Source organism: Arthrobacter sp. MMS18-M83, from assembly GCF_026683955.1.
In the GTDB taxonomy this organism is placed as follows: Bacteria; Actinomycetota; Actinomycetes; order Actinomycetales; family Micrococcaceae; genus Arthrobacter.
This window is the reverse complement of sequence record NZ_CP113343.1, coordinates 3,314,887-3,331,813: the sequence shown is the minus strand read 5'-3', so window position 1 is coordinate 3,331,813 and position 16,927 is coordinate 3,314,887. Positions and strand designations below refer to the sequence as shown.

Sequence of the window (16,927 nt, the reverse complement as noted above, 5' to 3'; positions counted from 1 at the left end):
CAGCTAACGAACGGCACCTTGCATACCTCGTTGTATTCGTATGAAACAATATAAGCATGGATGCAGATAACGCTTTATGCGGGCGTGAGCCAGACAGCCAGTACGTGGAACTTGCGGTCGAAGTCTTTACGATACTCGCCGATGCCACCCGGGTCCGTATTATTCTTGCGTTGCGCGACGGCGAATTACCGGTCACCCAACTGGCGGAACTTGTCCACAAATCCCAGGCAGCGGTTTCCCAGCATCTGGCCAAATTGCGCCTCGGGCGCGTTGTTACCACGAGACAAGCCGGAACCCGTGTGTACTACCGCCTCGCGAACCAGCACGTCCGCCAACTCGTCACCGATGCCATCTTCCAAGCCGAACACTCCCTTGACGGAACACCCCGCCACCACCACGCCGACATCATGGACGAGGTGTGAGCCGGCAGCCCGCAATGGTGGGCCTCACCAGCGTCATGGTTCAGATCCCGGACCACGGCAGCTTCACCGTGACCACGGAAGCGGCGATGATGATCAAGATCTTCGGCGGGACCCTGCACTGTTATCAGGGCTCTGGCGGCTGCCGCAAACAAGGGCTCTACTTTTCCCGGACGGAGCCCAAAAAATACCTCAAGTGCCTTGTCACCGAACTGCCCGGCCACGAATCCACCACCGGCCGAAACGACACACAGGAACTAGCCGTCAGTGTCAGCCGTGACCTCGCACCGAAGCTGGACGGGGCGGTGCTGCACTTCGGCAATTACAACAAAATGGAACGGTTCGTCTGGTTGTCGATGCCGGCGGTCCCGGGACACCCTTGCGTCTGCCGCAGATCCATCGGCGCCCCGGCCGGAAAACGTTCGCCCTGCCTCGATGACTCAGGCGTCGGGCTCAGCGATATCTGAATTCATCGGACGCTTTACCGAAGTTCTTTCCGCCGGCGCATCCACTGCGCCTTTGAATGTATCTTGAGGTACCGAAGGGAAGTGTGTCATGAGAACGAATCAACCCGGAACAACACTGCTCGACAGAACATTTCGCGTCAGCCTCATCCTGAAGGGCCTGGACGGTGTTCTTGAGCTGGTGGGCGGCATACTCCTCCTAGTGATTACACCCGAGCAGATCGGAGATCTGGTCCGGTTCCTCACCCAGCACGAGCTAGCCCAGGACCCGCACGACTTCGTGGCGAATAGCCTGGTCCACTTCAGCTCCAACCTCTCAGTATCGGCGTCGCTGTTCGGCGCGATCTACCTGCTGCTCCACGGAGTGGTCAAAATCGTCCTGGTCTGGGCCGTCCTCAAGGACAAGCTCTGGGCCTACCCGTGGATGATCGCATTCCTTCTGGTCTTCATCGTCTACCAGGGCTATCGGATTGTAGTGGCCTTCTCCTGGGGCCTTGTCCTCCTGACGGCCTTCGACATCTTCATCGTCTGGATCACCGCTCGCGAGTACCGCCTCCACCGGGCGCGAAACCAACAGTCCTCCCCCACATCCCACTCAGCCGGCTGAGGCACGCGTGTGGTGATCGGGCGTGCTTTTGCCGCGTGAACAATTGTGAAAAGCCGGTTTGTCAGGTGTAAGTCCGTGCCCTATCATCGGAACGTAAGGTGCCATTCGTTAGCTGAGGCTCCTTCGCGGATACATGCCAGCGACCCCCAACGTCGAGAGACGCCCCGGGTCAGGACAGGCTCCCCCGGATTAAGGGGTTGCCCCGATTGGCTCCCGGAATTCCGGGTTCACGCCGTGAAGTGCCAAAGGTCTTACGAGGAGGGGCAACCGCCGGGTGGGATGCCCGGCCTCCTCCCTGGCTGTGCAGAGCGCCGATTGGAGGTGGTCACCAAATGAGTGGTGATCATAGTCGATCCAGTGGTGCCGCCTCGACGCGGCCCTGAATCCAGCTTCTCACGCAGGTTTAGCCTGCGCCTGTTCCCCCAACTAGTCGCCCGCGACTCTACCCGGCTGCCATGACGGCGGCGCCTTTCGGCATGTCACGGGTGAATGTCTTCATGTCCCGGGAAGGACACCCCATGCCCACGAACATCCCCACGCAGCCCACAATCCCTGCGGCACACAAAGCAACCGCATCGCTCGACAGCGCACACGTCGGCGACATCAAGGGTGCCTTCGGCACCATCAAGATGGATCAGGAGGCTCCCAGCAGCGGCTGGAAAGCCAAGCTGAAGACTCTCCTGGCCGTCGTCGGGCCCGGCCTGATTGTGATGGTCGGTGACAACGACGCCGGAGCGTTCGGCACGTACACGCAGGCCGGCCAGAACTACGGCACGTCGCTGCTCTGGACCCTCCTGTTGCTGGTTCCCGTGCTCTACGTCAACCAGGAAATGGTGCTCAGGCTCGGCGTCGTCACCGGTGTGGGCCACGCACGGCTCATCCTGGAAAGGTTCGGCAAGTTCTGGGGTGCGTTCAGCGTGATCGACCTGTTCATCCTGAACGCCCTCACGATCGTGACCGAGTTCATCGGCATCAGCCTCGGCCTTGACTACCTCGGCATCCCGAAGGTCATCGGAGTCCTTGTGGCAGCCGCGATCATCATCGGGGCGGCCTCCACGGGATCCCTCAAGCGTTTCGAACGTGTCTGCATGACCCTCGTGGCAGGATCCCTGTTGCTGGTTCCGATCATCGTGATGGTGCACCCGGACATGGGCCAGATAGCCCACGACTTCGTGGTCCCCAGTGTTCCTGCTGGTTCGGATCTGTCAACAGTGACAATGCTCATCATCGGAATCGTCGGCACCACCATTGCGCCCTGGCAGCTGTTCTTCCAGCAGTCCTACCTGATCGACAAGCGCATCACCCCGCGCTTCATCAACTACGAAAAGGCCGACCTCTGGATCGGCATCGCCATCGTCATTGTGGGCGCGGCGGCGATCATGGGATTCACGGCCGCGACGTTCGGCGGCCAGCCCGAATTCGGAAACTTCACCGACGCCGGAGGCGTTGCCGACGGACTGGAGAAGTACGTCGGAAAGACCGCAGGCGTGCTGTTCGCCGTCGCCCTGATTGACGCTTCGATCATCGGCGCCGCAGCAGTTGGCCTGTCCACGTCCTACGCACTCGGTGACGTTCTTGGCCTGAAGCACTCCCTGCACCGCAAGTTCACCGACGCCAAGGGCTTCTACGCCGTCTTTGCCGGCATCCTGCTGATCTCGGCCATCGTCGTTCTGATCCCCGGAGCGCCCCTTGGCCTGATGACCGTCGGGGTTCAGGTCCTTGCCGGCGTCCTGCTGCCGTCCGCCACCGTGTTCCTGCTGCTGCTGTGCAACGACAAGCAAGTGCTCGGACCTTGGGTCAACGGCAAGTTCCTGAACATCTTCACCGTGTTCATCATCGGCATCCTCGTGATCCTGTCCCTGGTCCTGACCTCAAGCGTCCTGTTCCCGGACATGACCGGGGAAACCATCGTCGCGATCATCTTCATCGGTGCCGGCGCCTGCCTGCTCGGCTGCATCGGCTATGTGATCTACCGCGCCTTCCGGCCCGGCCCCGCCCGGGAAGCCGTCAGCCACGCCGAGCGCCGCGAATGGAGAATGCCCCCGCTGACACTCCTGGAAGCACCGAAACTCTCCACCGCGCGCAGGGCAGGGCTCACAGTTCTGCGCGTCTACCTCCTGATCGCGATGATCCTGGTCATCGTACGCGTGGTCCAGCTCGCTATTGGCGGCTGAACCCCGGTGGCGTAGATTCCACAACAGGCCCATCAAGCCCCCTTCACCCGAAAGGCTCCAAGCGATGAGCAACACCCAAGACCTCACCGGCGCACCACACTTCCTTCTTTCAACACTTGTGCGCCAGCCCGTCCTCGACCCCAAGGGCAACCAGATCGGCGTCCTGGCCGACGTCATCGTCCGGCTCCGCGACGGCTCCTACCCCACGCTCAGCGGCCTGGTCATCGATGTGGGCAACACCCAGATCTTCACCAGCGTCGAAGACCTGGCCGGCATCGAGGCCCACCGTGTCCGGCTGCGCACCACCAAGCTGGACCTGCGCCCCTTCAGCCGGCGCGAAGGCGAAGTCCTGCTCAAGGAAGACGTCCTAGGGCACCGACTCATCGACACCGAACGCACCATCATGGTCAAGGCCTACGACATAGAACTCCGCCAGACCGGAGAATCCTGGGAGGCCACCGGACTCGACGTCCACAAGCCACGCTGGTTCAAGACCGAGCGCAGCCACAAGCCCCACGCGACCCGCGACTGGAACCAGTTCATGCCCCTCATAGGGCACGAGGACTCCAGCAAGGTGCGCTCGGATCCGGCACGCTTCCGGAAGATGAAGCCGGCCCAGATCGCCGACCTCATCGAGGACTCCTCCGGCAAGGAACAGCACGAACTCCTCGCGCAGGTGCACAACGACCCGGAACTTGAAGCGGATGTCTTTGAAGAGCTCGACGACGACCGCCAGTCCCGCATCCTGAAGGACCGCAGTGACCGGGACGTCGCGGACGTCCTGGCCCACATGCGCGCCGACGATGCCGCCGATGCCGTCATGGACCTGCCCCAGGAACGCCGCAAAGCGATCCTGGCTCTCCTACCCGCAACCCAGAACGCCAAAGTCATGGCGCTCCTTGGCTACCACGACGCGACGGCCGGCGGGCTGATGGGAACCGACTACACGGCACTTCCCTCGACCACCACCGTGGCGGAGGCCATCGACAGCGTCCGGACTGCCACGGCCCAACAGCCGGAAGCACTGACCACCATCTATTCCCTCCACCCGGACGGAACGCTCGCAGGCGTCATTGGTCTGGTCCAGGCCCTGCAATCGGACCCGAGCAAAACCCTCGGCGACGTGGCCGACCCCGAGCCCGTCAGCGCACAGCCCGGCGATGACATCATCGAAGTAACAACCACCATGGCTGACTTCAACCTCCTCACCCTCCCTGTGCTGGACCCCGAGCGCCGGATTCTCGGCGTCATCACGGTTGATGACGCCCTTGAAGCGGCGATCCCGAGCGACTGGGCCCGCCGCGAACACAACCGCGCGGCTCCGGGCAGCAACCACGCCCAGTCCGAGACGCGCACCAGCCACTAAGACACGCCCTCCCCCACGTGGGTGCCCGGCTTTCTGCCGGGCACCCACGGGTGCTGTCCGTTGGCCCGGCCCCTCCAGAAAGTGAAAGAACCCGATGATTGAACCCAACAACGCGCAACGGCTGTCGCTGTATGAGCAACTCCTGAAACGTGACCGGGACCGCAAGTTCCGACGTCGCAGGATTGTCTTCGTCGCCGCGCTGACCGCTGCCGCACTGGTGGTGGGCGTCATCGTCTATGTGGGCGGGACCGTGCTCGGTTTCAACGCGAACCTCCACCGTTCAGACGCCCTGAACGGTCAGGATGTCCCGAAGTTAAGCAAGGACACCAACATCCTGGTCATGGGATTGGATACCCGGGTTGACGAGAAGGGCCAGCCTCTTCCGCCGGAAATGTACGACGCACTCCATGCCGGGGACCAGAGCATCGGCGGTTACAACTCCAACGTTCTGATGCTTATCCACATCCCTGCGGACGGTTCCAAGGCGACGGGTATCTCGATTCCCCGGGATGACTACGTCCAGGTCAGCGGCATCCCCGGAAGCGGGCCCTTCAACGCCAAGATCAAGGAAGCCTACGGTTACGGATTCGACGCCGCAAAAAGCTCGCTGATCAACGCCGGTAAAGCCGATGACGACGCCACTTACCAGGCAGCGCGCGACGCCGGACGCAAGGCCGAGATCGCGACCGTCACCCAGTTCCTGGGCGGCGTGCACGTGGACCACTTCATCGAAGTCACCATGGCCGCGTTCTACCAGACGGCCCAGGCAATCGCACCCATCACCGTGTGCGTCAACCGGGCCACCCAGGACACCTTCTCCGGGGCAGACTTCAAAGCCGGCATGCAGCAGATCGATGCCAAACAGGCCATGGCCTTCGTCCGGCAGCGCCGGGACACAACTGACCCGAACTACCAGTTCTCGGACCTGGACCGCGAACGCCGCCAGCAGGCCTTCATCACCTCCGTGTCCCGCCAGCTCAAGCAGGCCGGAACTTTCACCGACATCGGCAAAATGCAGGGCGTCCTGAACGCCGTGAGCAAGAACATCGTGGTCGATTCCGAGCTGAACCTGATCGAACTGGCCCAGCAGGCAACCTCCCTGACCGGAGGCAACATAGCCTTCACCACCCTGCCGATCACCGGTTTCGGCTGGTCCCCGGACGGCGCCTCCATCAACACCGTGGACATCAACGAAGTGCAAGCCACCGTGAAGGAACTCCTCACCCCAGCCCCGCCGGCAACACAGCCAGCCCCGGGTACGAGCTCCACCGCCCCGGAACCGGCCTCAGCTCCGGCGAATGCCGCACCCGAATCCCCAGCGCCCGCCAACCCGGCGCCCGCCAACCCGGCACCGGCCAACCCGGCACCGGCCGCGACGACGAGCACGTATGCCGACTCAACGGGAGCCCTTCAAGGCGGTACCATCCCCTGCGTCAAATGAAAGCAATCCTGGGGCGGGATTCAAAAGCGGATCTGACGAGCTGTCCACGCGAACGCCTGCCAGGATCGGACGCTGCCTAGCCCGACCAGTGGCCTTCCGTTTGCGCGGGATCAGGATAGCGGCCGAGCCATCCTCCGGCGACCATGACGGCAAGCGGCAGGAATGGTGCATGCAACAAAACGCTCGCAATCACAAGCACACCCTTTGCAACTCACCGGGCAGGCCCGTACTGACCTGTGGTCATGTTGACGTCCGTACAGCAGCATTGGACACTGAGCCTATGACGAGGGACGACGAAGCACGGGCCCTTGTGGCTGTTATCAACCATCTGGCCGAGCGGTTCCCCGACATACCACGCTCGGTTATCCAAAATGCGGTTGCCGAAGAACACTCGAGCTTGAGCAGTGGCCGGATCCGGGATTATGTTCCAGTCCTGGTTGAACACGCCGTCAAGAATCGCCTCACGAAGGTGGCCGCCGACATCCGGCTCTCCGGCGGTTTCACCTCCGAACTGGTCGGAAGGCAGCCACCCGCCGGCAACCAATAGGAGACGCGTGTGCGCGGGGTGCACGAGCGTTCGTGCTTGCCGCTCAGAGCCCGCGGCTCCTGAGGGCTTCCTTGATTTGATCAATGGTCGGTCCGTTCCTGGCACAGGAACCAGCTCCTGTGGAGTTGTTTCCGGGGGTTTCGCGTTGCCAGAATGCAACGCGTTATTCATGCCTCAGCAGCGAATCGGCGTCGGTTCGCGGTCTTGGCGTGATATTAACAGTCGGTGAGGGTCACTGAAAGCAATGCGGCGCCGTACAGCCAGCAGAATGCCCTGGTGCTGGGCAAGCTCGGGTTCGAGGCGATTGTTCTGCCAGGTTCCACCCGCGCCCCCGAGGTTGACGAACTCTTCAGGGGTGACAGGACGCTGCGCGGGGTGGTAGTCGATTCCCCGGCAGGCCCTGCGTTGTTGAGCCGGGATCAGCTGGAATTCAAGATGTCGGGCCGTCTGGGGTTCGGCCGTGCGCTGCATGCCCGTGCGACGGCTGCGGACATGCTGGGCGCATCACCCTTCACCGTTTCGGACGCGCTCCGGATGCCCGAAGCGGTCGCTGTCATCCTGGACAGGCCCGAAGCGATCCGTTACCAGGATCTGCTTGTCATCGGCGCGGGCGCACCGCGGATCGTGCCGGTCTCGGAAGTCTTCGAAGGCCTTTCGGCCGTTTTCCGTCATGCCTCCCTGCATGATCCGCTCACAGGCCTACCGAACAGGCGCATGCTCGAGCTGGAAGCGCCGGCCCTGACCCGGGACACCCACCGGTCCCGGATAGGAATCCTCTTCATCGATCTGGACGATTTCAAAGGCGTCAACGACACTTACGGCCACCAGGCCGGGGACATCGTACTCGCCGAATTTGCCTCACGCCTCTGCGGATGCGTTCGGGAAGGGGACACCGTGGTCCGTCTCGGCGGGGATGAATTCGCCGTGCTCCTGGTCGGTGTGGACGAAGCCGAAGCCGGAGCTGTGGCCGACCGGGTGCTGGAATGCATGGATGAGCACTTCGTCGTTGACGGCCACCACCTGGATGTCACCGCCACACTCGGCCTGGCCATGGCGAGTGATGTCACCGACGAGGGTGCCTTGAGCGGGCTCGAGGCACTCCTCCGGCACGCCGACGATGCGATGCTCAACGCCAAACACGCCGGCAAACGCCGCGTCGGGCGGATCTGCCCTGCGGGGAACGCGGCCGGGATCGCCCGCGAAACGCTCATCCGCCGCCGGCTTCCCGACGCGCTTCGGGACGGCACGTTGAGCCTGCAATACCAGCCCCTTCGGGATCTGGCCACCGGTGAGGACCACGGTGTCGAGGCACTCCTGCGCTGGACGGATCCCGAACTGGGCCAGGTCCCTCCGGCGGAGTTCATTTCTATTGCGGAACACACCGGGGAGATTCTCAGGATCGGCGCCTGGGTCATCGACCGCGCCTGCGCGCAGGCAAAGCTGTGGTCCGATGCCGGAACCCCGCTGAGGATCGCCGTGAACGTTTCACCCCTGCAACTGGCGTCGGGCACGCTGGTCGACGATGTCCGGGGCGCACTGGACAAGCACGGCATTCCGGCCGGGCTGCTGGAAATCGAAATCACGGAAGGGACGGCAATAGCCGACTTGCCCGGCGCGGCGGTGCAACTGCAGCGACTGATAGACGCCGGTGTCGGGGTCGCCCTGGACGATTACGGGACCGCCTACTCCACCCTCGCGCTACTTCGGGTCCTTCCCCTGACAACCGTCAAAATCGCCAAGTCCTTCATCGACGATATCGACACGGACGCACGTGCAGCCGCCATCGTCAACGGACTCATCCACGTCCTGCAAGCCGCGGGTGTCAAGACCACAGCAGAGGGAGTCGAGCGGACCACGCAACTCACTGCACTGCGCGGCATGGCCTGCGACACCGCCCAGGGCTACCTGATCTCGCGCCCCGTAGCTCCGGCCGACGTCCCCGCGGCCCGCTGCCGCCGATGAACTTGAGTAGCAACGGTCGACGCAGGCACTCCGACGCCGCGGAACTTGCCCGGCGGGGGTGGACCAACCGCAGGCCTGGGCGCCGCCGGCGCCTGGATGCGAGGAGCCTGGCACGGGAAGGCGTTGCCGGTTGGGCCGCCCACCTTGGACCGCCCGAAGCAGAACAGCCACATCGGCGCCGAATGGCTCACGTCGGCGGTGTAACTTCAGCCGGCGCCCTTCTGGTGTACATTTTGTGGCGGATCGTCTACACGATGCCCTCGACAGGCCCCGATTTGTTCGCAGCATGGGCACTGGTTGTATTCGAGGCCCTTCCGCTGGGTGCAGCTGTGGTCAATGTGGTGACTCTGTGGAATATCGACAGCCGGGCCCCGGAACCATTGCCCAAGGCCCTGCCCAGCATGGTCGTGGCTGTCCTGATTCCTACCTACAACGAACCCGCCGAGGTGCTGACGCCCACTATAGCCGCGGCCTGCGCGCTTGAACCGGCGCACCAGACATGGGTCCTTGATGACGGGGACCGGGACTGGGTCAGGGAACTGTGCATGGCATACGGAGCGCGGTATGTCCGGCGCGAAGTCCATGATCACGCCAAGGCGGGAAACCTGAACCATGCGCTGGAACTGATGACCGACGAAGAAGCTGAAGGCTCGCCCAGCATCGATATCATTGCCGTCCTGGATTGTGACCACGTTCCCCTCCCGGCGTTCCTGACCGCGACTTTGGGATGGTTCGCTGACGAGAACATCGCTTTGGTACAGGGTCTGCAGGCCTTCTACAATGCAGGAGCATTCGACGACGACGGGATCACGGGCGAGCAGGGCCTCTTCTTCAACGTTCAGCTCCGATCCCGCAACACCCCCGACGCCGGGCCGTTCTGGTGCGGATCCACGTCGCTGCTCCGTCGGCGGGCGCTTCGCGAAATCGGAGGCATCGCCACGGAAACCATCACTGAGGACATGCATACCACCCTTAAACTCATCCGACGCGGATGGAAGACCGTCTACCACCACCAGACACTGGCCCTGGGTCTGGCACCGGCCACCCCGGAACAGTACCTGCTCCAACGCCGCCGATGGGGCCTGGGCTGCATGCAAATCCTCACCCTCGAACGGCTCTGGGCGGCCAAGCGGTGGATGTCCTGGCGCAACTACCACGAGTACCTCAACGGCACGGTGTGGTGGCTCGAAGGCGTCGGCACCGTCATCGCGTTCTTGGTACCGATGATTCTGCTGTTCTCCGGCGCAACCACCACGACAGCCGACCCCGTGACTTTCTCCACCGTCTTCACACTGACCTTCCTGACACGTCTGTGGGGAGCGAAGCACCTGATGCGCAAACAGGTCCACTGGCCAACAGCCTTCGCCCTGCGCATCTTCCGCATTCCCGTCGGTCTGGCGTGCCTGTGGTGGCTCATGACGCGCAGGAGTCTGAAGTTCGAAGTCACACCCAAAGGCGGCGCCGGCTCCCGAGCCAAAGGATCTGCTCCCCGGATCTTGACAGTGTTGACCGCGGTCAACGCAGCAGCGATCAGCTACGCGGCGGCCGGGGCCATGGGCTTCACGCCCTCCCATGCCGGAACGGCTTCCACCCTTGCCGCAGGAGGTTGGCTGCTCCTTGCAGCCGTCTTCCTCATCTTGGGAATGAGAAGGATCCGGGCCGATGCGTTCGCGACATCACGACGCAACGCCCATCGCTTCCCCGCCAGCGCCACGATCGAAATCAACGGCGCACACGGAACACTCCTGGATATCTCAGTCGGCGGCGCGTCCGTCCGTACCGCCCACGGGCACCTTGACGGCACAAAGACTGCAATACTGCACCTGCCTGGCTCTCCACCGGTAAAACTCGAGATCGTTCGGCTCCAGAGCACCGGCGCCGATCACCAAGCTGCCTCACTGCGGGTCCCCGAAGGTGATTGGCACGCTTACCGAATACTGTCGCTCTGGCTGTTTCACACGCCCCTCGGCGTCCTGCCAGGCCTCCCGGCCGGGGCGCCCGCAGCCGCCGCGACCAAGGCAAACCCGCTGCAAAGCAACACGCGCAGCAATCGCCAACCCGAAATCGAGCAGCCGTTCGGTGCATCTTCGCGGCATCAAAGCCGCCGGATCCATCGAGAAACCCCACGCCGGGACCGGATACGGGGTGCTCCGCAGCTCGCTCGCCGCCGGGGAACCAGGCTAGTGCCAGCCGTCAAATCGTCTACAACTTCCCGAAACCCGCGCCGCCGAACCCTGAAAACGGCCCCGCGGAGCTGGTTTCGTTGAGGGATATGGGCAAGCCTTGGACCTTTGGGAATAGCGGCAGTGGCACCACTCTCACGGCCGCGAGGCACTGCGCCGATGCGCGCGCAGTGCCTGGAAGATTTCGAGCAGCAACCGGACCGCGTGATATCCCACCACCACGGCAATGATCGCCGCGACAACAGGATCAAGCCGGTAAAGGCCGTTCGTCACGTAGATGACGGCACCGGCCACGGCAACCCCGGCCGCTGCCGCGGCGTCGCCGGCGGTATCAAGAAGGACCGCGCGCATGTTCAGATCACCGCCGGCCTTGTTGTCGCCGTCACCGCCGAGGATGAGGGCACCGACGAACATCACTGCTGCGGCGATCCCGCTGACAATGAGCACCGGTAGGCCGTGGACCTCACTGGTACCGGTGAGGAGGCGTCCGGCTGCGCCCACTAGAATCGCCACGCTCAGGACAAGCAACCAGCCGGCGTTCACCCCTGCCGCCCAAGTGGTGGCCATCGGATATCCCTGGGGACGCTTAGGGGTCGGCGGCAGCTTGGATACCCGGACAGCCAGCAACGACACCCCAATGGCGGCAGCATCGGCCAGGTAGTCCGCGCCCTCGGCGAGCACGCCCAGCGAGTTCGCCGAGATTCCGACAACAACCAACCCAGCCACGAGCACCAGGTTCAAAATCAGGACGACGCTCAGCCGACGAACACGAGTCACCCCTTCAGGGTAACCAGCCCGGAGGCACTATCCCTTGAAGGCCGGCGCCCGCTTCTCCTGGAACGCCCGGAAACCCTCGGCGTAGTCCTCGGTCTTGCACAGGCGCGCCTGCTCGTCGTTCTCTTCGGACATGGCTGCCCACAGCCCAAGGCGCTGATCGCGGATGTGCGCCACGAGCTCCTTGCTGGCCGTGAACGCTCCGGTGGCACCCGCCGCCACCCGCTCCACGATGATTCGCGTGGCCTCCAGCAAGGCGTCATCAGGCATGACCCGGCTGAACATGCCCTGCGCCACGGCCTCGGCGCCGCTGATGAGATCCGCGGTGTAAATCAGGTCCAGGGTCCGGTGCATGCCCAAGCGTTCCGTGAAGTACCAATGCCCGCCCGAGTCCAACGTGGCGCCCAACTTGGCGAACGGCGAACCGAACTTGGCATGCTCCGCCACATAAACCACATCCGTGGCCAGCAACAGGCCAAGCCCAACGCCGAGGCACGCGCCGTGGGCAGCCGCGAAGGTCGGGGCAGGGAAGGCTGCCATCTTCTTGAGCAACGGCTCGACGAGCCCACTGAGGTACGCCTGGGCGTCGTCGCTCTCCGGCGTCACGCCCGCAATGTCGCGTCCGGCGCAAAAGGCGCGGCCCTCTCCGCGGAGGAGCAGCGCCCGCACCACGCCGCGCGAGGCGGCGGCAGCGGCGTCGTCGTACGCTCTATCCAGCTCCGCGAGCGCTGCCTCGTCAAGGGAATTCAGCTTTTCCGGGGCGTTGAGGACAATTTCGGCGATGCCGTTGGCGATGGAGAGCTCGATCATTCGTTTATTCCTTAGACGTCGAAATCGACCGTGACGGATTCACTGGTGGGGTGGGCCTGGCACGTGAGCACGTAGCCCTTGTCCAACTCATCCTGCTCCAAGGCGTAGTTCTCGTCCATGCTGACCGTCCCAGTGACCAGTTTTGCGCGGCACGTGCCGCACACGCCACCGGCGCACGCGAACGGAACGTCCGGGCGGACGCGCAAAGCCGCGTTGAGGATGGATTCCCGGGCGTGGGTGGGGCTGGCGACGTCGCCGGTCAACCCGTCCAGCTTGAAGGTGATCTTGAACGTGTCCTTCGACTCGTCCTCCACAACGGGCCGGCCGGCGTTGCCCTCGGGGCGGTCCGGGCGACCAGTGGTGAACAGCTCAAAGCGCACGTGCTCCGGCTCAACGCCACGGGCAGCGAGGGTATCCCGGCACAGCTGGACCAGCTCGAACGGCCCGCACAGGAACCATTCGTCCACATCCTCCGCGTGGATGGCGGTGCCCAGCAGTTGCTGCAGCTTCGCGGCGTCGATACGTCCCGTCATGAGCGGCGCGATGCGCTGCTCGCGCGACAACACGTGGTGCAGCGCCAGGCGCGACGGGTACTTGTCCTTCAGGTCCGCCAATTCCTCGAGGAACATGACGTCCATGGCGGCCTTGTTGGCGTAGATCAGGTCGAAGCGTGTGTCCGGGTTTGCGGCCAGCAGCGTGCGGGCGATCGCGATCACCGGGGTGATACCGGAACCGGCGGCAATGGCCACGAAGGAACCCGCGTCCGGGAGCTCGCCCGCCATCTCCTGCGGATTGTTCATGGAGTTCATGACATTCTGCTGGACGGTCTTGCCGTCCTTGCCATGCTTGGAAATGAAAGCGCCCATGGGGCTCATGACGTCCAGGGTGTCGCCGGCCTTGAGTTCCGCATTCGCCCACGTAGAGAAGATGCCGCCCAGGTCCTTCTTGATGGCCACGCGGATCTCGCTGCTGCCGTCCGCGAAGCTGCGCGGCTCGGCGCAGATGGAGTAGCTGCGGCGGACCTCGTGCGGCTCCCCGCTCTCATCCGGAAACGTGGTGCGAAGCGCCACATACTGGCCGGGAAGGTAGTCATACTGGCCGGCGAGCTCGGCCGGAACACCGAACGTGACCTCAATGGCGTCTTCAGTCAGGCGGCGGACTTCCGAAACGCTGAGGGAATGAAAGGACGCACGACGGCGGCCGGTGGCCTGTGCCTGTTCGGCTGCGGTCTGGCGGACAACGGGCATGTCAGATTCCTTACAGGACTTTGAAGTAGTCGAACGGTTCCTTGCAGTCCTGGCAGACGAAAAGCGCCTTGCAGGATGTGGAACCAAAGCGGGTGAGTTCCTTGGTATTCAGCGAAGAACACTGGGGGCATTTCACGGCGAGGTTGAGCCGCACGGGGCCGGAGTGACCGCCGGCTGCTGCTTTGCCACTTGGAGGTGCGATTCCGTACTCCTGCAGCTTGGCCTTGCCGTGCTCTGTCATCCAGTCCGTGGTCCAGGCCGGGGCCAGGACCAGCTCGACGTAGACGCTCGGATAGCCCTCTTTGTGGAAGGCGGTCTTGAGGTCGTCGCGGATGGCGTCCATCGCGGGGCAGCCCGAGTACGTCGGCGTGATGGTGATCTGGACAGCGGGGACCAGCCCGCCGTCGTCGAACAATTGAACGTTACGGAGGATCCCCAGGTCCTCAATGGTCAGGACGGGAATCTCCGGATCGCAGACCGTGGCTGCGATGCCCCACGCCTTCTGCTCGGCGGTTCTTGCCTTGGTCTGGGTTGGCGTCTCTTGAACGAACATGTCCATCACGGTCACCAGCTTGCACCGGGATGTTCGCGGGCAAGCACCTGCATCTCGGCAAGCAGGTAGCCCATGTGTTCGGAATGCTTGCCCTGGCGGCCACCGCCCAGGGCCTGCGGGATGGCTCCGAGCTTGAGGTCCTCTTCCAGTCCGGCCTCGCTCAAAATTTCGCCTGTGAGCTGATCGAAGTCTGCCCGGAGGCTGGACGGCTGCACGCCTGCTTTGGTTGCCGCGACGCGGGCCGTGAGCTCGTCGTCTTCGAAGAGTTCATCGACGTACGGCCAGACGAGCTTGAAGGCCTGGACAATACGACGGCGGGACTCTTCCGTTCCGCCGGCGAGCCGCAGCACCCACTGCGCGGTGTGGTCACGGTGGTAGTCCACCTCTTTGAGGGCCTTCGCAGCGATGGCCGCGATGGTGGAATCCGTGGAGCCGGTGAGCCGCTTGTAGAGCTCGAACTGGTAGTAGCTCACAATGAACTGCCGGGCGATGGTGACTGCGAAGTCCCCGTTCGGCTGCTCGAACAAGTGCGCGGAGCGGAACTCGTGCTCCCGGCGGAAGTAGGCGAGATCGTCCTCGGACTTGTCCCACGCCGCACCGGCGTAGGTCAGAAAGGAACGGGCGTGGCCCAACTGGTCGAGCGCGATGTTGCCCAGGGCTACGTCTTCTTCGAGCTCTGGCGCGCGGGAGATCCAGTGACCCAGGCGCTGGGCCAGGATCAAACCGTCGTCGCCAATGCGCAAAGCGTATTCCGCGACGTCTTCTGTGGGCTTGACTTGTCCCTTGCGGATTTCGAGGGCGATATCTTCCGGGCGCAGGGCGTTCCCGGGGGTGATGCGCGTGGCGCTTGCCGAACCGTCTCCGGAAGCACCCGCTCCCCTGACGCCGACGGAGATGTCGCCGTGGCCTTCGATGGCGAAGTCTGTGTTCTTCTGTTCAGGCGTGGTCACAGGTGCTTCACGCCTTCGCTCTTCGTGTAATACGTCGCGTGGCGGTAGTCCTTGCCCTGGGGAGATTCGAAGAATGAACCCTTGGAATCCGGGTCGCTCGAGGAAATGGCCTCGGCAGGAACCACCCAGATGGACACGCCTTCGTTGCGACGGGTGTACAGGTCGCGGGCGTTGCGCAGTGCCATCGCCGCGTCAGGAGCGTGCAAGGAGCCTGCGTGGACGTGGGACAGGCCGCGGCTGGAGCGGACGAAAACTTCCCAGAGGGCCCAGGGGGTTTCGTGGGGCTGGCTGGCGGGGGTTGCGTTGGCGGGGGTGGTCATGCTGCGTGTTCCTTTTCTGCTTGCTTGCGCGCGTATTCGGCGGCGGCTTCGCGGACCCAAGCGCCGTCGTCGTGCGCCTCACGGCGGCGCTCAAGCCGCTGCGCGTTGCAGGGACCCTTGCCGGCGAGAACGTTTTTGAACTCGTTCCAGTCCAGCGGTCCGTGCTCCCACTTCTTGGTTTCCTCGTTGAAACGGATGTCCTTGTCCGGGAGCGTGAGCCCCAGAACCTTGACTTGCTCAACCATCATGCCGACGAAGCGGCTGCGGAGCTCATCGTTGCTGAACCGCTTGATGTTCCACGCCATGGACTGCTTCGAGTTGGGGGAATCGTCGTCCGGCGGACCGAACATCATCAACGCGGGCGCATACCAGCGGTTGACGGCGTCCTGGGCCATCTGCTTCTGGGCAGGCGTGCCGTTGGACAATTCAAGGAGGATCTCGAAACCCTGCCGTTGGTGGAACGACTCCTCCTTGCAGATGCGCACCATCGCGCGTCCGTAAGGGCCGTAAGAAGCGCGGCACAGGGGCACCTGGTTGCAAATTGCGGCACCGTCAACCAGCCAGCCGATCGCACCCATGTCTGCCCAGGAAATCGCGGGGTAGTTGAAGATGGACGAATACCGGGCCTTGCCGGCGATCAAGTCGCTGGTCATCTTGTCCCTGCTTTGGCCAAGGGTTTCCGCGGCCGAGTAGAGGTACAAGCCATGGCCTGCCTCGTCCTGCACCTTCGCCATCAGGATGGCCTTGCGCTTGAGGCTCGGAGCCCTGGTGATCCAGTTGGCTTCCGGCTGCATGCCGATGATCTCCGAGTGCGCGTGCTGCGAGATCTGGCGGAGCAGGGTCTTGCGGTAGGCCTCCGGCATCCAGTCGCGGGGTTCGATGCGCGAGTCCTCGGAGATGATGCGGTCAAAGTACGCCTGACCGGCCGCCTCCCGCTCTTGCTCTTCCGGGGACAGCTCAGCGGGCACAGACTGCAGATTCTGCGATGCCATGGTTGCTCCTAAATATTTACCGACCGTTCGTTCAGAATATGCGGAAGGCGCGAGATGCGTCAAGCGTTCGGGCCCGGTGGGCCGACGCGGGGCGCGGGGTGAGCCGCCGTCGGGGCGC

Annotated in this window: 16 protein-coding genes and 1 riboswitch; of the genes, 9 read left to right on the top strand and 7 right to left on the bottom strand. The window is 63.6% G+C overall.

Annotated features, from left to right (window positions below):
- Positions 1-56: 56 nt before the first annotated feature.
- From OW521_RS15810 to OW521_RS15770, 9 genes are all read left to right on the top strand, one after another.
- The gene (locus tag OW521_RS15810) at positions 57-422 is read left to right on the top strand and encodes an ArsR/SmtB family transcription factor (RefSeq protein WP_268020570.1); all 366 of its coding nucleotides are present in this window, start codon (positions 57-59) and stop codon (positions 420-422) included.
- The gene (locus tag OW521_RS15805) at positions 419-886 is read left to right on the top strand and encodes a peptidase (RefSeq protein WP_268020569.1); all 468 of its coding nucleotides are present in this window, start codon (positions 419-421) and stop codon (positions 884-886) included. The genes OW521_RS15810 and OW521_RS15805 overlap by 4 nt, the downstream gene beginning before the upstream one ends.
- Positions 887-974: 88 nt before the next feature.
- The gene (locus tag OW521_RS15800) at positions 975-1,490 is read left to right on the top strand and encodes a DUF2127 domain-containing protein (protein WP_268020568.1); all 516 of its coding nucleotides are present in this window, start codon (positions 975-977) and stop codon (positions 1,488-1,490) included.
- A 97-nt stretch (positions 1,491-1,587) separates the two neighbouring features.
- A riboswitch (M-box (ykoK) riboswitch) is annotated at positions 1,588-1,758 on the top strand.
- A 250-nt stretch (positions 1,759-2,008) separates the two neighbouring features.
- Positions 2,009-3,664, top strand: a complete 1,656-nt coding sequence (locus tag OW521_RS15795) for an NRAMP family divalent metal transporter (protein ID WP_268020567.1) — start codon at positions 2,009-2,011, stop codon at positions 3,662-3,664.
- 64 nt (positions 3,665-3,728) lie between these two features.
- Positions 3,729-5,030, top strand: coding sequence for a magnesium transporter MgtE N-terminal domain-containing protein (locus OW521_RS15790; protein ID WP_268020566.1), 1,302 nt, complete (start codon positions 3,729-3,731; stop codon positions 5,028-5,030).
- Between the two features lie 94 nt (positions 5,031-5,124).
- A complete protein-coding gene (locus OW521_RS15785; RefSeq protein WP_268020564.1) occupies positions 5,125-6,471 on the top strand; it encodes an LCP family protein in 1,347 nt (448 codons plus the stop codon).
- 280 nt (positions 6,472-6,751) lie between these two features.
- A complete protein-coding gene (locus OW521_RS15780; protein ID WP_268020563.1) occupies positions 6,752-7,018 on the top strand; it encodes a three-helix bundle dimerization domain-containing protein in 267 nt (88 codons plus the stop codon).
- A 225-nt stretch (positions 7,019-7,243) separates the two neighbouring features.
- Positions 7,244-8,980 carry a putative bifunctional diguanylate cyclase/phosphodiesterase gene (locus tag OW521_RS15775; protein WP_268020562.1) on the top strand — a complete coding sequence of 579 codons (1,737 nt, stop codon included), beginning with the start codon at positions 7,244-7,246 and terminating at the stop codon, positions 8,978-8,980.
- A gap of 182 nt (positions 8,981-9,162) precedes the next feature.
- Positions 9,163-11,247: a glycosyltransferase family 2 protein gene (locus OW521_RS15770; protein ID WP_268020561.1), complete on the top strand. Its 2,085-nt coding sequence runs from the start codon at positions 9,163-9,165 to the stop codon at positions 11,245-11,247.
- A 51-nt stretch (positions 11,248-11,298) separates the two neighbouring features.
- On the opposite strand, the gene OW521_RS15765 is transcribed toward OW521_RS15770, so the two are convergent.
- From OW521_RS15765 to paaA, 7 genes are read right to left on the bottom strand one after another with little or no spacing between them, the layout of a single operon-like run.
- Positions 11,299-11,940 carry a cation diffusion facilitator family transporter gene (locus tag OW521_RS15765; protein WP_268020560.1) on the bottom strand — a complete coding sequence of 214 codons (642 nt, stop codon included), beginning with the start codon at positions 11,938-11,940 and terminating at the stop codon, positions 11,299-11,301.
- A gap of 27 nt (positions 11,941-11,967) precedes the next feature.
- Entirely contained in the window at positions 11,968-12,747 is a 780-nt protein-coding gene (locus OW521_RS15760) for an enoyl-CoA hydratase/isomerase family protein (protein ID WP_268020559.1), read from the bottom strand.
- A gap of 11 nt (positions 12,748-12,758) precedes the next feature.
- Positions 12,759-13,994 carry a 1,2-phenylacetyl-CoA epoxidase subunit PaaE gene (gene paaE, locus OW521_RS15755; protein WP_268020558.1) on the bottom strand — a complete coding sequence of 412 codons (1,236 nt, stop codon included), beginning with the start codon at positions 13,992-13,994 and terminating at the stop codon, positions 12,759-12,761.
- Between the two features lie 10 nt (positions 13,995-14,004).
- Positions 14,005-14,553, bottom strand: a complete 549-nt coding sequence (paaD, locus tag OW521_RS15750; RefSeq protein ID WP_442781164.1) for a 1,2-phenylacetyl-CoA epoxidase subunit PaaD — start codon at positions 14,551-14,553, stop codon at positions 14,005-14,007.
- 5 nt (positions 14,554-14,558) lie between these two features.
- Positions 14,559-15,497: a 1,2-phenylacetyl-CoA epoxidase subunit PaaC gene (gene paaC / locus OW521_RS15745; RefSeq protein ID WP_268020557.1), complete on the bottom strand. Its 939-nt coding sequence runs from the start codon at positions 15,495-15,497 to the stop codon at positions 14,559-14,561.
- Positions 15,494-15,817, bottom strand: a complete 324-nt coding sequence (paaB, locus tag OW521_RS15740) for a 1,2-phenylacetyl-CoA epoxidase subunit PaaB (protein ID WP_268020556.1) — start codon at positions 15,815-15,817, stop codon at positions 15,494-15,496. Before paaB ends, paaC begins: the two co-directional genes overlap by 4 nt.
- Positions 15,814-16,809 carry a 1,2-phenylacetyl-CoA epoxidase subunit PaaA gene (gene paaA / locus OW521_RS15735; protein WP_268020555.1) on the bottom strand — a complete coding sequence of 332 codons (996 nt, stop codon included), beginning with the start codon at positions 16,807-16,809 and terminating at the stop codon, positions 15,814-15,816. The genes paaB and paaA overlap by 4 nt, the downstream gene beginning before the upstream one ends.
- Between the last annotated feature and the right edge of the window lie 118 nt (positions 16,810-16,927).